Annotated in this window: 12 protein-coding genes; all 12 read left to right on the top strand. The window is 38.9% G+C overall.

All coding sequences use genetic code 11. The annotated features are described in order from the left end of the window. Positions 1–284: 284 nt before the first annotated feature. Entirely contained in the window at positions 285–833 is a 549-nt protein-coding gene (locus BM000_RS04875) for a hypothetical protein (protein ID WP_091495406.1), read from the top strand. A 14-nt stretch (positions 834–847) separates the two neighbouring features. Next, positions 848–1552 carry a YesL family protein gene (locus tag BM000_RS04870; RefSeq protein ID WP_091495402.1) on the top strand — a complete coding sequence of 235 codons (705 nt, stop codon included), beginning with the start codon at positions 848–850 and terminating at the stop codon, positions 1550–1552. 20 nt (positions 1553–1572) lie between these two features. Beyond that, on the top strand, positions 1573–3321 hold the full coding sequence (locus tag BM000_RS04865) for a sensor histidine kinase (protein ID WP_091495400.1): 1749 nt from the start codon (positions 1573–1575) through the stop codon (positions 3319–3321). A gap of 804 nt (positions 3322–4125) precedes the next feature. Further along, the gene (locus tag BM000_RS04860) at positions 4126–5811 is read left to right on the top strand and encodes an extracellular solute-binding protein (RefSeq protein ID WP_091495396.1); all 1686 of its coding nucleotides are present in this window, start codon (positions 4126–4128) and stop codon (positions 5809–5811) included. Between the two features lie 318 nt (positions 5812–6129). Beyond that, a complete protein-coding gene (locus tag BM000_RS04855; RefSeq protein ID WP_245751586.1) occupies positions 6130–7074 on the top strand; it encodes an ABC transporter permease in 945 nt (314 codons plus the stop codon). A 12-nt stretch (positions 7075–7086) separates the two neighbouring features. Then, on the top strand, positions 7087–8016 hold the full coding sequence (locus BM000_RS04850) for a carbohydrate ABC transporter permease (RefSeq protein ID WP_091495388.1): 930 nt from the start codon (positions 7087–7089) through the stop codon (positions 8014–8016). Positions 8017–8176: 160 nt separating this feature from the next. Continuing rightward, on the top strand, positions 8177–10228 hold the full coding sequence (locus BM000_RS04845) for an alpha-glucuronidase family glycosyl hydrolase (protein ID WP_091495384.1): 2052 nt from the start codon (positions 8177–8179) through the stop codon (positions 10226–10228). 18 nt (positions 10229–10246) lie between these two features. Beyond that, positions 10247–11317: a mannonate dehydratase gene (uxuA, locus tag BM000_RS04840; RefSeq protein WP_091495382.1), complete on the top strand. Its 1071-nt coding sequence runs from the start codon at positions 10247–10249 to the stop codon at positions 11315–11317. Further along, positions 11314–12159 (top strand): SDR family oxidoreductase, encoded by an 846-nt coding sequence (locus tag BM000_RS04835; protein WP_091495381.1) that lies wholly within the window; start codon positions 11314–11316, stop codon positions 12157–12159. The genes uxuA and BM000_RS04835 overlap by 4 nt, the downstream gene beginning before the upstream one ends. 203 nt (positions 12160–12362) lie before the next feature. Further along, entirely contained in the window at positions 12363–13676 is a 1314-nt protein-coding gene (gene xylA, locus BM000_RS04830; protein ID WP_091495379.1) for a xylose isomerase, read from the top strand. Between the two features lie 67 nt (positions 13677–13743). Next, the gene (gene xylB, locus BM000_RS04825; RefSeq protein WP_091495377.1) at positions 13744–15237 is read left to right on the top strand and encodes a xylulokinase; all 1494 of its coding nucleotides are present in this window, start codon (positions 13744–13746) and stop codon (positions 15235–15237) included. A 27-nt stretch (positions 15238–15264) separates the two neighbouring features. Beyond that, positions 15265–16260, top strand: coding sequence for an endo-1,4-beta-xylanase (locus BM000_RS04820; RefSeq protein ID WP_091495375.1), 996 nt, complete (start codon positions 15265–15267; stop codon positions 16258–16260). Positions 16261–16355: the final 95 nt, after the last annotated feature.

The raw sequence follows: 16355 nt of genomic DNA, 5'->3' as shown, positions 1-16355 counted from the left end.
GCAACTTACTATTGTGTTACGGCTTCAGCTACCTTTCTTTGTTACGCATTATCTTGCCACTATTACTCTTTCATTCTAACTAAGAAAGCGTTTTAAATTAAGGGTAAGATCTATAGAATTTAGTGCAAAAACTATAGATTTACCTGCAAATTAATGTGCATTAATTCATAATCTAAGTTTTTTAAATAAAGCTCTTTATTTTTTATGTTGAAAGCGCTTTTAATTATGATGTAGTATAATTGGGTATAGCATTAATTTTCACTAGGAAAAGGGTGACATAGAAGGTGAGAAGCCGATTACTATTGTTTGGCTGTTGTTTATTACTGTTTCTACTTACTGGCTGTAATGATATTGAGGGAAATCATGATTTGGAAGTCTTTCGAGTTATGTTTGTGTCAAGTGTACCGCCGGCATACCAAGAAACCATATCGGAATATGCGTCAGCGCTCTTGGCAGATCAGCTTGGTGAGCACATGGCACTCGAGGTTATCATAACGTTACCCTCACATGAGAAGTTAATGCTGGAGATTTATAACAGAGAGGTTGATCTGTTTGTTGTGGATAATAATTATCAAAACATCTTACTTGATCCATACGGGCTAACGCCATTAGATGAGTTTGAGCAACAGATTACTGCGAGCGTTAATAAAACCGATTACGTTCGCACAGACGAAGAAACAGGTACAGATCATTTATATGCGATCCCGCTAACAAGCGAAAGTCAATTTGTACAGGAACTAGGGTTAGCGTTTGAGCAAGAATTATTAGTAGGTGTCGTGTCAACGAGCCCACATCAGCAACTTGCAAAGCAACTAATTAAAGATTGGTTATGAGGGGATGACTAGTGATGGAGAATAACAATGGCTTTATTTCAACACGTTTTTATCAGGTGACCATTTGGATCTGGAAAATGGCTTATTTACATCTGCTTTGGCTGGGATTTTCCATAGCTGGTCTTGGTCTTATCACACTGTTTCCAGCTACAGCTGCTCTTTATGGCGTACTAAGAAAGTGGCTAATGAATGAGCAAGAGCTTAATATATTTCAAGTTTTCTTTAAAGTATTTAAAGAATCACTGCTTAAAGCAAATTTACTTGGCTACACGGTTTGCTTTTTTGGTTATTTAATTTGGTTTAATTATCATTATCTTGGGGTCATTTCTGGTTTAGAATACCTTAGCATAGTCATTCTGTGGTATGTGTTAGTCATTGTGTTTATGTTTATGGCACTGTTTCTATTACCCCTCTACGTACACTACCAGATGACATATTTTAATTATTTAAAAGCAAGTATTATTATCGCGCTGCTTAATCCTATCAAAGTATTATCATTAATTATTACATTGTTACTTGCCGGTGCCGCGTTTTATTTATTACCAGGTCTAATCCCTTTCTACTTGTCCAGTGTAATAGGTTGGCTCGTTATGTGGCATGCACTTCGAGCTTTCAAAAAGCTTGATACCAAGAGACTGCAATTGGCACAGCAGGATATAGACAAAGCTAAAAAAGGGAAGTTAAGCGAGTCCTTAAATTCCTCAACCTACCCAATGTAAAGGTTAAAGGACTGACGACAGTGAAAAAAATAATGCAATTATTTAATCATTTAAAATTACGGAATAAATTTTTGATTGTTTATATTCTATCCGTGTTTATTCCCATTGTCTTTTCTAATTACTTTTTTTATTTAAGAACAACAGATCGATTTCTAGAGCAGAAACGGACAGATATTAATTTAGTTGTTGATCAAGTAGAAGATGAATTTAAGCGTTTAACTGACCAAGCAATTGGTCTGACAACGACATTGTTCTTGGATGTAAGGCTTTACGACTTTCTTGACTATAATTATGCCTCTCCGATTGACTATGTTGAAGCATACAATGAAGTAATTAGACAATATAATACATCAACACCGCTATACCATTCCATTCAGAACTTAATCTTTTATACAAATAATCCTACCTTTATCTTTTCTGGCGGTGTTAGTCCGATTACCATGACGGTTATTAATGAACCGTGGTACGATGAAATTCAGCAGACAAATCGACCATTTCTTTATCATGATCGTAATACAAGTGAAGAGCTACAAATTTCTGTTATTAAGAAGTTGAATTACTTCTATCTCTATGATAGCTATGAGAAAATTCTTCAAATTAAACTAAACCCAGTTGCTTTTAGACAAATATTTAACAATGTTACTTTGCAAGGGCATTTGTATTTGTTAGATGAATCAGGTTATATTGTTTACACAAATGATCCTGACTTGAATTGGGGAGATTATGATGTCCAGTTAGCTGATTTAGAATTGTCAGACGATCATATTGTGACAAGACGCCTGTTAAGTGATAACTATTTTGAGAAATTGGAAATTGTAGGCGTTGTAGACTCGGCGATTTTTTTCCAAGAGAAGATAGAAGATAGTAGCTATATCTTAATACTTAGTTTAGTTAACTTTATTTTACCGACTTTCATTATCTTTTTCCTATCAAAGTCTATTCACTCCCGATTAGGTAAGGTGCTTAGGCACATGAAGAAAATTGAAAAGCAGCACTTTGAGGAGTATCCATATGTAGAATATGCAGATGAAATTGGTCAGATTACCCGGCAAATTAATCGAATGACTAGGAAAATAAATCAGCTGTTTAATGATGTGTTTCGAGCTAATTTAGAAAAAAAAGATTTACAATTAAAAGAAAAACAAGCACAACTAAGTGCGCTGCAAAGTCAAATAAATCCGCATTTTCTCTTTAATTCGTTGGAGACCATTCGAATGAGAAGCTATTTTAAAGGTGAGGATGAGACAGCGCAAATAATTGAACATATGGCAGGTATCTTTAGAAATGCCCTTACTTGGGGCAAAGATTGGGTACCCGTCGCAAATGAGTTAAAACTCATCTACGCCTTTCTCGAGATTCAAAAGTATCGATTTGGTGATAAGCTTAGCTATGAGGTGAACGTTGACCCGGCTATTAAGTTGCAGAGAATACCTAATCTCGTCTTCTTACCATTTGTCGAGAATGCCAGTATTCATGGTATTGAGCCATTAAAAGAGAATGGCAGAATAGAGATAACGATTACTGGGGATAAAGACAGGATTATTTTTAGGATAACGGATAATGGTGTTGGTATGAGTCAACAGCAAAAAGACAGGATATTAATGAAATTAAAAAATGAAGAGAGTATGGGTGAGAATGTCGGTATTCAAAATGTTTATTATCGTTTAAAGCTGTATTATAAACAGGAATTTGCGTTTAATTTAATAACTGAAAAAGAAAAAGGAACAACAATTGAAATTAGAATTCCAACCCAAGCAGTATTAGAATAACGAGCTGGTTTACATTGCTACTGCTTCAACGTTCTGTTTAGTTACTTGAAATTGTTAAGCACATCTATTCGACAGACTTTTGCTTTATAAGTGTGCTTAAAGATATGCTAGCCAATACAATACGATTTGCTCCACCAAAAACAAACAGAAGCTGATTGATCATGCTTTTGTTTGTTTTTGTTATGTACGCAACTTTCACACACTGAAAATAGTCATCAAGCAGTTAAGGTGTTTGGAAGAGTCGGTAGGCAATACCTATGTTGACTTTCTTATCCATTTGGTGCGATATCGTTCCCGAAAGTAAGGATTCGCTTTCCAGAGGGCTGGCTTCGGGCCTACATGATGTAGGTCATTTAGACGTTGTCACAGGACGGGACACATCCCAACTTTGTGAAGAAATGCGTGCCAAAAGCGAATCTTCAGCTCATCCAATTCCCGCAGGAGTCTCAGCCATTGCTTAGCTCCACTTAGTCGGGTGTTCTTCATCAATGAATCATTCCAACCGTGCAAAGTTAGGAGTAGAAACGAAAATAGTGCTTATTATCGGTCAACAAGCTAAGAGATGGGATTTGCTGCTTCGTCAACCCTTCAGTCAGCTTAGCAGAACCTGAATATGTTGATGCGAAAGTTCAGTTATATATGAATAAATGCCTAAGCCTATCTTGCATAGAGCAAAAAAACATCTATATTTTTTAAGGCTCGCTCTTTAGTTTATCATGGTGAATAACAACGTAGTAAGCGCTATAATGAAAGTGCTTTCATAAGCGAGTTAATAGTTTTTAATTAATGAAAGGGGTTAGTCAAATGTTTAAAAAGAAAAGTCTGTCCGTACTAATCTTTATTAGCTTTTTTATGTTACTAGTTGCTTGTGGTGGTAATGATGATCAATCAACAGCGACTAATGACAATCCAACAGATGCTGGCGAAGAGGGATCAACTGATCCAGTAACCTATCACTATTTTATTGGTGCCTCTGGTAGTGATATTCACACAAATGAAACAGAAATTGGTGGAATGCTTGAAGATGAGACAGGTGTTAATTTTCAAATGGAATACCTAGTTGGCGATTTAATGGAGAAATTAGGCGTTATGGTTGCAGGCGGGCAATATCCTGACGTTGTAGTGCCAGACCACGGTATTGACATGATGCTTGATGCAGATGCGTTTATTCCGTTAAACGATTTACTTGAAGAGCATGGGCAGAACATTCTTGCTATGTATGATGATTATCTTGATCGTTTCACAATGCCTGACGGTAATATTTATTACATTCCGTTCGGACCAACAATTAATGAATTTGTGCCAAACCCTAATATTGATCAAGGTGCATTTTGGATTCAAAGGGGTGTATTAAAAGAATACGATTTCCCTGAAATTAATACATTAGAAGAATATTTTGATGTTATTAAACGTTATGCAGATGAAAATCCGCAAATTGATGGGATGAATACCGTTCCATTTACAGGATTGACCTATGACACGAGCTTTTTTACCTTCTCAAATGTTCCGAATCATTTAGCGGGCTTTCCAAATGATGGTGGTGTCATGGTCGACTTAGATACACATGAGGCAAGTGTTTATGCCGACTCTGAATATGCTAAACGTTACTTGCAAGCACTTAATGAATTAAATGATGGTGGTTATTTAGACCAAGAAATGTTTGTTATGAATACCGATGATTATTTAGCTAAGCTATCTTCTGGGCGTGTTCTCGGCTTTTTCGATTATGGTTGGCAGTTTGGCCAAGCTCGAGTAGCCATTGAAGATTTAGGTGATCCAGAGAAAGAATATATGGCACTGCCAGTCGTTTTAGACGAATCAATTACAGATCAATATATTGATCCACCGTCGTTTACACAAAACCGTGGGGTAGGAATTACGGTTAGTGCTGAAAATCCAGAACGTATCATTCAATATTGGGATCGACTCATTCAAGAAGATATGCAAAAGCTTGTAATGTGGGGAGAAGAGGAGCGCCATTATTCAGTTGACGAGGATGGTCGTTACTACCGAACTGATGAGCAGGTTGAATTAGCAGGTGATCAGGATGAACGTCGTGATGTTGGTATGACTGTATTTGAGTGGAACTGGCCAAGACTAAACGGTTCATTTAATGATGGAAATGCGGTTGAATCACGTCGTCAGCCTGAAGTAGCATCAGCGACTTATGATGAAGAAGATCGTGTCTATCTTGATGCATACGGTATTCAAACGTTCTCTGAATTGTTCTCTCAGCCGCAAGATCGTCCTTGGTATCCAGCTTGGAGTGCTAACATTGAACAAGGCTCTGATGTTGCGCTGTTCTCAGAACGTTCAGAGGAGCTAACCAAGCGTCACTATCCAAGAATTGTATTGGCAAATCCGACTGATTTTGAAGATGAGTGGGCTACATTTGAAGAAGCATATCGCAACTTAGATGTTGATGTTTATGAAGAATTCTTTACAAATACTGTTAGAGAACGAATCAACGGTAACTGGCAATTTAGATAATTTTAATAAGGCGATGGTAAACAGTGTTTACCATCAGCCTTATTTTAACCCTATCATTTAGGTGTGACATTATTTTATGTATTAGTTTAGCAAAATAGATCAGAAAACAGCTCTTTGCCTGGGTATGATCTGACTAATTAGTAGGATAAAAGGTAAATGAGAATGCAGAGTTAGGTAGCTAGTCAAGCGCAGCTGATTAATGACTTGCTTTAACGAGTCAATTTATTTTTCTAAATTAATGCATGATTAAGGAGGCAATTTATTATGGGAGTACCTGTACGTCCATTAACTGTAACTGAAGAGATAAAGAAAGCTAAGATGCCAAGAAGGCAAAAAGGTCCACGCAAAGGCTTGAACTACTTCTTTACAAAATGCCGCGAGCAAAAGGAATTACTTTTAATGAGTATTCCATTTCTATTATGGTTGTTTGTCTTTAAGTATTTGCCGCTTGGTGGCTGGGTAATGGCTTTTCAAAATTTCAGACCTGCTCGGGGCTTTTTTGAATCTGACTGGGTAGGATTTGACCAATTTAAATTTTTATTTCAAGATCAACGCTTTTTAGAGGTTATGAGGAATACGTTGGCAATGAGTATTATTAATCTTATTCTGGGTTTTGTTACAGCAATAACGTTAGCTGTCTTATTAAATGAACTTAGACAAATTGGGTTTAAACGAATTGTACAGACAATTAGCTATATGCCACATTTTCTTTCTTGGGTGGTTGTAGCTGGACTAGTATCGTCTGCTTTAGCAATGGAGGATGGCATTATTAATGTGTTATTGCTAAATCTAGGAATTATTGATCAACCGATTATGTTTTTAGGTGTTGGACAATACTTTTGGGGAATCATTGGTGCTTCTGATGTCTGGAAGTCCGTAGGCTGGAACTCCATTATTTATCTGGCCGCGATTACGATGATTGATCAAGAACAATACGAAGCAGCAGAAATTGACGGAGCTTCGCGACTACAAAGAATTTTTTATATTACTTTACCTGGCATTAGATCAGTAGTTGTCATTTTAATGATTATGAATATTGGCTACATTCTTGAATCGGGTTTCGAGGCGCAATATTTATTAATGAACCCGTTAAATATGGATTATGCAGAGAACCTTGATATCTTTGTTTTGCGCTACGGTATCTCAATGGCCAACTTCTCACTTGCAACCGCAGCTGGGATGTTTAAAACAGTTGTATCATTTATTTTCCTCTTTGCTGCTAATAAAATTGCACAAAAACTTGGGGAAGCAAGATTATTCTAGAGGAGGGCTACTATGAATCTGATTAATAGATTAAAAGGGAAAAGAAGAAGTGTTGACGATCTGATTTTTGATTCAATTAATATTGTAATTATGCTTTTGCTGGTAGTGGTCATGCTCTACCCAATGCTGAACACCTTGGCTATTTCCTTAAATACTTCAACGGACACAGTAAGAGGAGGATTAAGGCTGTTGCCGCGTGAGTTTACTTGGTATAACTATCAGCATGTTTTTAACGAGGCCCAAATTCTTCGAGCGGGCTTAACGTCAGTGCTAAGGACTGTTACGGGTACAATTTTAGGCGTGTTTGCATCTGCAATGGTAGCTTACACTATTTCAAGACAACATTTCTTTTTGAAAAAATTTGTAACAATCACGTTTGTCATGACCATGTATATGAATGCAGGTTTAATTCCAACTTATTTGTTGCATAGAGAATTAGGTTTAATTGGCTCGTTTTGGGTTTACATTTTCCCAACATTAATTGGTGTTTTTAATGTCATTGTTATCCGGTCGTTTATCGAAGGGCTACCAGAAACCTTATTTGAATCAGCACGAATGGATGGGGCTGGAGAATTCACGCAATTTTTTCGTATTGCGTTACCATTAGCCTTACCTGTTATCGCAACGGTGTCATTGTTCGTAGCGGTAGGCCAATGGAACCAATGGTTTGATGTATTCATTTATAATTCTTCCATTCCAGAATTGAGTACATTACAGTACGAATTAATGAAAGTATTGAGCAATTCCAATGCAGCGTTTAACTCTGGTGCAGGTGCTGAGTCAGCCTTTGCTGCCTCACAAAGTGGCGTCATTGAAACGGTAACACCACAATCTATTCGGGCAGCAATGACTGTCGTTGTTTCTGTTCCAATTATTATGGTCTATCCATTTTTGCAGAAATATTTTGTTAAAGGATTAACGATAGGTGGCGTAAAAGGATAATTTCTTTCTTAGCAAGCGCTGAGAGCTTAACGGCTTGAAGCGCTATGCTTATCGCAGGTTAATTGAACTATGGTAATTGAGAGACCAACAGTCAGTGGGTAAACCGCCTCTGATTAAAGATTTACTTACTTATGTGGGGAATTAAGGAGTGACTAATGGTATGAACGTATTTAGACAATCTGAAAAACGTGTAGATGGGCTATCAGAAAAGCAACTTACAAGTTATCGTGCTTGGCTCCAGTATCAACCCATTTTAAATCAGGATTACATTAGCGACATAAAAGCGCAGTTTAGTAAGATCAGTGTTGCAGATGAAAATGAAATAATTTCCAGTTGTATTACGGAGCTGAGCGTGGCACTTAAGGAAATGGTGGGTTTTACGCCAGTTGTCGATTATCAACATACACATAAGGTAGGCCTTCATTTGACTATTAATAAAGCACTACCTGAGGAAGCTTATCAGCTTAACGAGTCACAGAAAGTTCTACGTTTATCGGGCGGGTCAAGCAGAGCTCTCTTGTATGGAACTTTTCATTTGCTTCGTCTTATTCAACGGCAAGCGCAGCTTAGTGACCTTAACATCACAGAGCAACCAAAAAACCCGGTCCGAATGATTAATCATTGGGATGATATGGATGGCTCAGTTGAGCGGGGGTATGCCGGACGATCGTTTTTTTATGAAGACTATCAGTTTATTCAAGACCGTCAGCGTATCCAGGATTATGCAAGGCTACTTAGCTCAGTTGGTATTAATGCGTTAACAATTAATAATGTTAATGTTCATCAAAAAGAAACAGAGCTGATTACAGATACCTATTTAAAGGAAGTTAGCCAAACCTCTGATATTTTTAATCAGTATGGTATTACGATGTATTTAAGTATTAATTATGCCGCTCCAATTGAGATAGGCGGCTTAAACACTGCTGATCCTTTAGATGAGGGAGTAAAACGTTTTTGGCAGGACACTGTGGCCAACGTCTATCAAGCAGTACCACGACTAGGCGGCTTCCTCGTTAAAGCAGATTCAGAAAACAGGCCAGGTCCGTTTACATATGGACGTAATCATGCGGAAGGGGCAAACATGTTAGCTGAAGCAATCAAGCCATTTGGTGGAAAAGTGATTTGGCGTTGCTTTGTCTATGATTGCAAGCAAGATTGGCGTGATCGCAAAACTGACCGTGCTCGTGCTGCCTATGATCATTTTATGCCATTAGATGGTCAATTTGCTGACAATGTTATTCTTCAAATTAAAAATGGCCCAATGGATTTTCAAGTAAGAGAGCCTGTTTCGCCATTAATTGGCGGCTTAGCAAAAACCAATCAATTCTTGGAGTTTCAGATTGCCCAGGAGTATTTGGGGCAACAGCGTCATCTTGTTTATCTTATTCCACAGTGGAAGGAGGTACTAGAATTTGATACTTACGCTAAAGGTGAAGGGACCAAGGTTAAGGATGTCGTCAGTGGAGAAGTATTTAATAATAAGGTAGCCGGTATTGTAGCTGTTTCAAATGTAGGTAGGGATTACAATTGGACTGGTCATACTTTTGCTCAGCTAAACTTATATGGCTATGGTCGCTTAATCTGGAATCCAGATTTAACAGCTGAGGAGATTGCTTTAGAGTGGATTGAACAGACATTTGGCCTTAATAAGTCAGTTGTAGATGCGATAGGAGCAATGGTGATGCCATCATGGCAAGCCTACGAGAACTACACGTCACCGTTGGGGATTGGTTGGATGGTGAACGTCAACCATCATTATGGACCTAATATTGATGGCTATGAGTATATGGCGTGGGGAACCTATCACTTTGCCGATCGGGATGGACTTGGTGTTGATCGGACGATAAAGTCTGGTACTGGTTACATTGGTCAGTATCATGAGGCAAATAGCAAGTATTATGAGGAGCTGGAAAGCTGTCCAGATGAGTTATTGCTCTTCTTCCACCATGTGCCGTATACGTATCAGCTGAAAAGTGGCAAGACAGTTATTCAACACATCTATGATACTCATTTTAAGGGTGTTGAACAGGTCGAGGCGATGATTAAGATTTGGAATGAGGTGAGTGAGCATATTGACGAACAACGTCATCACGATGTTAAGGCTCGACTAGAGCATCAGTTATGGTCTGCTAAAGAATGGCGTGATATTATTAATACTTATTTCTACCGCAAGTCTGGTATCGCAGATCAGCACAATCGAACAATTTATTAAAAAAGGAGGTCCTTTTTTGTGAAAATGACATTCAGATGGTTTGGTGAGACGGATACAGTTCCACTTACGTATATTAAACAAATTCCCGGCATGACTGGTGTTGTTGGCGCTTTATTTCATATCCCGGCCGGTGATGAGTGGCCGGAGCAGGATATTGAGGCATTATATAATCGAGTTAAGGAAGCTAACTTAGAGCTCGAGGTTATTGAAAGTGTCAATGTTCATGATGATATTAAGCTTGGCCTACCATCCCGTGATCAGTATATTGAAAACTATAAAGCGACCATTCGTACTCTAAGTAAATATGGTGTCAAAGTTATTTGTTATAACTTTATGCCAATCTTTGATTGGACACGGTCTGATTTAGCAATGCCATTGCCGGATCATTCAACGGTGCTTTCTTATCAACGTGACCAAATAGAAGGTGTTGACCCCAAAGAAATGATTGATCGGATTACCGAAAGCTCAAAAGGGTTAACAATGCCAGGGTGGGAACCTGAGCGACTCGCACATATTGCAGAGTTGTTTGAAAAATATCAAGGAATGACGGAGGACCGTCTCTTCTACAATCTTGTTTACTTTTTAGAGCAAGTTATTCCAGTTGCAAAAGAATGTAATATTAGAATGGCAATCCACCCAGATGATCCGCCATGGTCTGTATTTGGTTTACCACGCATTGTGAAAAACGAGCAAGATCTAGATCGGATTGTCCAAGCGGTGAATGAGCCTGAGAACGGTCTTACCTTATGCTCAGGTTCTTTAGGTGCAAACCGGGATAATAATTTAATTACGATCTTTGATAAATTTATAGCAATGGATCGTGTTCCGTTTATGCATATTAGAAACGTCGCCCATAAAGCAAATGGTGATTTTCACGAAGTGGCTCACAAAGATAACTCAGCGTCTGTTGATGTAAAAGGTTTAATTAAAGTTTTGAATAAAAATCAATACAAGGGTTATCTTCGTCCTGATCATGGTCGCATGATTTGGGGCGAAGAAGGACGACCGGGTTATGGGCTCTATGATCGTGCTTTAGGTGCAATGTATTTACAAGGACTTTGGGATATGTTGGAGGAGGAAGAACAATGACACCCGCACATGTTAATTTAAAAGGTAAGGTAGCTGTTGTTACAGGTGGTGGCGGTATTCTTTGCGGCTCGATGGCCCGCAAGCTTGCTGAGTATGGGGTGAAGATTGCTATTTTAAATTACCCGAAAGAATTTGGTGATAAAGTAGCTGAAGATATTAATGCACATAGTGGCGAAGCTATTTCTGTTCTTTGCGATGTTACAGATCGAGAGATTGTTGAACAGGCTAAAGCGGAGGTCGTCCAAGCGTTCGGTAAAGTTGATTTACTTATAAATGGAGCTGGCGGAAATCATCCAGAAGGTTCTACTACTAATGAAGTTTATGCTAAAGAAGATGTCAGTGATTCAGAAGTTCGTAGTTTTTTCGACCTTACTCAAAAAGGATTTAATCATGTTTTTAATTTGAATTTGATGGGTACACTTCTGCCCTCGCAAGTTTTTACACATGAGTTACTTAAAACGAAGGGTAGCATTATTAATATGTCGTCAATGAGTGCACCAAGCCCGATGACGAAAGTGCCGGCTTATAGTGCTGCGAAAGCTGGAATTGATAACTTTACGCAGTGGATGGCGGTACACTTTGGCAAAGAAGGCGTTCGTGTGAATGCGATAGCACCTGGATTTTTCCTAACTGAACAAAATCGGCGCTTACTAACGAACGAAGATGGCTCTTATACCGAACGAACGGAAAAGATTTTGAGCCATACACCAATGCAGCGATTAGGAAAACCAGAAGATTTGCATGGTGCGCTCCTGTGGTTAGCTGATGACACATATAGCGGTTTTGTTACAGGCACAAGTATTCCAATTGATGGCGGATTTATGGCCTATTCGGGTGTGTGAAGGCCAATAGCTGTTGTTTAAACTATGTTAAGTTTGTTATCTAAAAAAACTAGCAAAAGCAATAGGTCTTCTCAAACTGATATAACAATAATGAAAGCGCTAAAAAAAATTAATTTAACTTAGTTAATTCGATAGACTAACTAAGTTAAACGTGATAGAATACAAATAGCAAAAATAATATGATATTTTAGGAGGTTTTTCGTTTGACCTATTTTAAAGAAGTTTCAAAAGTAAAGTATGAAGGTCGTCATTCAAATAATCCGTATGCATTTAAATTTTACAACCCAGAAGAGCAAATTGGTGGTAAAACAATGGAGGAAACACTTCGTTATGGTATTGCATACTGGCATACCTTTGTAGCGAATGGAACTGACCCGTTTGGCGCAGGGACAGCAACTCGTCCATGGGATCACTTGAAAGGGATGGATCTTGCTAAGGCACGGGTTGAAGCCGCTTTCGAATTTTTCGAAAAGATTAATGCACCATTCTTTTGCTTTCACGATGTTGATGTAGCACCAGAGGGTGACACGTTACGTGAATCTAACAAAAATCTTGATGAGATCGTCAGTATGATTAAGGAATACATGAAGGACAGTAAAACTAAATTGCTTTGGAATACAGCAAATATGTTCACAAACCCACGCTGGACTCATGGTGCAGGTACGACTTCTCATGCTGATGTCTATGCTTATGCTGCCGGTAAGGTTAAGAAAGGTCTAGAAGTAGGTAAAGAACTTGGTGCTGAGAACTATGTATTCTGGGGTGGCCGTGAAGGCTATGAGTCGCTATTAAATACGAATATGAAGCTTGAGCAACAAAATCTTGCCCATCTTTATCATATGGCAATTAATTATGCGAAGGAAATTGGCTTCGATGCACAGTTTTTGATTGAGCCAAAACCAAAAGAGCCAACAACACATCAATACGATTTTGATGTTGCAACAGCAACTGCATTTTTATACCAATATGACTTACAAGATCACTTTAAATTTAATATTGAAGCAAACCACGCTACGTTAGCTGGTCACACATTTGAGCATGAATTGCGTGTTGCGCGTGAGAGTGGCATGCTCGGTTCCGTCGATGCTAACCAAGGCGATCTATTGTTAGGGTGGGATACAGATGAGTTCCCGACAGATCTTTATACAACGACATTAGCTATGTATGAAATTCTAAAAAATGGTGGCTTAGGTCGTGGGGGCTTGAACTTTGATGCCAAGGTTCGCCGTGGTTCATTTGAAACAGAAGATCTTTTCCACGCGCATATTGCTGGAATGGATGCATTTGCAATTGGCTTAAAGGTAGCACAGAAAATGATTGACGATAACTTCTTCGAGGGTATTGTTGATGAGCGCTATCAAACATTTAAATCTGACCTCGGTCAGAAAATCGTGACAGGTAAGTCTAGCTTAAAAGAGCTTGAAGCCCATGCCATTGATTTAAAAGACATCAATATTCGTTCTGGTCAAGTTGAAAAGATTAAGGCGAAATTCAATCAATATCTATTAAATATCTAATAGGACAAAATCATGCGAATAGTGCTTAGCGCCATTCGCATGATTTGTAATAAGGGAGGTTTTATTAATGGGCTATGTAATTGGTGTTGACTTGGGCACGAGTGCGGTTAAAGTCTTACTTGTATCGAAGCAGGGAGAGGTGGTTGATTCTATCTCGAAATCATATCCTTTGTATCATGATCAACCAGGACACAGTGAGCAGGACCCTGAGGATTGGGTAATAGCGACCAAAGAGGCTCTGAAAGATCTGACTGATCATCTTGCTGATCCAGAGCAAATAGAAGGTCTAAGCTTTTCAGGTCAAATGCATGGATTAGTTTTACTTGATAAGGACAATCAGCCGTTAAGGCGTGCTATCCTATGGAATGATACACGAACAACAGCAGAGTGCCGGGAAATTGAGCGAAATGTTGGTTTAGAGCAGCTCCATGCTTTAGCAAAGAACCCAGCATTAGAAGGTTTTACTTTACCAAAGCTCTTATGGGTAAAGAAAAATGAACCAGAAATTTTTGCTAAGGCTGAACTGTTTTTATTACCGAAGGACTACGTTCGTTACCGTCTTGCTGGCGATCTTAGTATGGACTATTCAGATGCGGCAGGGACATTACTTTTGGATGTTGCCGGAAAAGCATGGAGTAAGGAATTGTGTGAGAAAAATAATATTCCACTGTCACTCTGCCCGACCCTTGTCGGATCATACCAACAAACAGGGACAATTCAGCTAGAGGTAGCCGAAGAGACTGGTTTATCGACGACATGCAAAGTGTTTGCTGGTGGTGCTGATAATGCTTGTGGCGCAATTGGGGCTGGTATCCTTGAAGATGGTCTTACGTTAAGTAGTACCGGAACATCTGGGGTAGTCCTTTCTTATGAAGAAACAGGCGACAAGGATTTTCAAGGTCAAGTCCATTACTTTAATCATGGTGATCCAAACGCTTATTACACAATGGGTGTCACCTTATCGGCAGGCTATAGTTTAAGTTGGTTTAAAGATGTGTTTGCCAAAGATATCTCATTTGATGAACTTGTGCGTGAAGCAGGGGAGTCTAAGGTTGGGGCAAAGGGCATGCTGTTTACACCGTATATTGTCGGAGAGCGTACGCCACATCCTGATAGTGCCATTCGTGCTAGCTTTGTAGGTGCACATGCTAGTCATGACCGCGGTGATTTTGCTCGTGCTGTCATTGAGGGAATTACCTTTAGTCTAAATGAATCCGTTGAGATTTTTAGAAATAAAGGTAAGACCATAGCTAAGGTTGTTGCTAGTGGTGGTGGTGCAAAAAGCGATCTATGGCTCCAAATTCAGGCTGATGTATTTAATGCAGAAGTCGTCACGTTAGCTAATGAACAAGGGCCAGGGATGGGGGCGGCTATTTTAGCAGCGGTTGGAAGCGGCTGGTATCCAACTTTAAAAGATTGCGCCCAAGACTTTGTTCACTATCAGAAAACCTATCAACCAATTTCAGAGAACGTGTCACGGTATCAAGCATTATTTAAGTTGTATCAGCAAGTTTATCATGCAACCAAAAAAATTAATCACGATCTAGCTGAATTTAGATAGTGATGATAGGAAGGTGCGCTTGTTGAAATGAAAGCTTTAAAGGATTATTTTCGCAATCAGTTCCTCATTGGAGCAGCCGTTAATCAATCTACGATTGATACCGATCAGGAGCTGCTAAACAAGCATTTTAATTCAATAACTGCTGAAAACGAAATGAAGTTTGAGGAAATTCATCCCGAACCAAACCAATACAATTTTGAAATTGCTGATAAGTTCATGCAATTTGCAGAGGACAATGGGATTGGTTTACGTGGTCACACCTTAGTATGGCACAATCAAACACCGGATTGGTTTTTTGTTGATAATAAAGGTAATGATGTCGGGCGAACTGAGTTATTGAGACGAATGAAGGAACACATTGACACTGTAGTAAAACGCTATAAAGGACGTATCTATGCTTGGGATGTTGTTAATGAAGCGGTTGAGGATCATGGTGAGCAAATTTATCGTCAATCGAAATGGCTTACTATTATTGGTGAGGATTTTATTGATTATGCCTTTCGCTATGCGCATGAGGCTGATCCTGATGCTCTGCTCTTTTATAATGATTATAATGAATCAAATCCGGTTAAGCGAGAGAAGATTTATCAGCTTGTGAAAGGGATGCTAGATCGTGGTGTGCCGATTCACGGTGTGGGTCTCCAAGCGCACTGGAGCTTGTACCATCCGACCTATGGTGAAATTGAAGCTGCACTCAAACGTTATGCTGAACTAGGGTTAACACTCCATATTACTGAAATGGATGTATCAGTCTATGCATTTGATGATAAGCGCACAGACTTAACTGAGCCAAGTAAAGAGATGCTTTTCCTACAAGCAGAGCGCTATGATCGCTTTTTTGAACTATTTAATCGATATGCCGAGCATATTTCGTCCGTTACTTTCTGGGGCGTCAGAGACAGCTATACTTGGCTAAACGACTTTCCGGTTAGAGGGAGAAAAAACTGGCCATTTTTACTTGATGCAAATGGTCAGCCTAAACCAGCATATGACCATATAATTACGAAGAAGGAAAGTGTGTAAGTAAATTTTAACAAGCATTACCGAATTTAAGGGAAGTTAGTTAGGCATGAGTGCGGTACTGTGATATCGTGCTCATGCCTTTTATCTTAACAAAA

Origin of the sequence: Amphibacillus marinus (assembly GCF_900110345.1) — a bacterium.
Classification (GTDB): Bacteria; Bacillota; Bacilli; order Bacillales; family Amphibacillaceae; genus Amphibacillus_D; species Amphibacillus_D marinus.
This window is presented reverse-complemented; position numbering and strand designations above follow the sequence as displayed.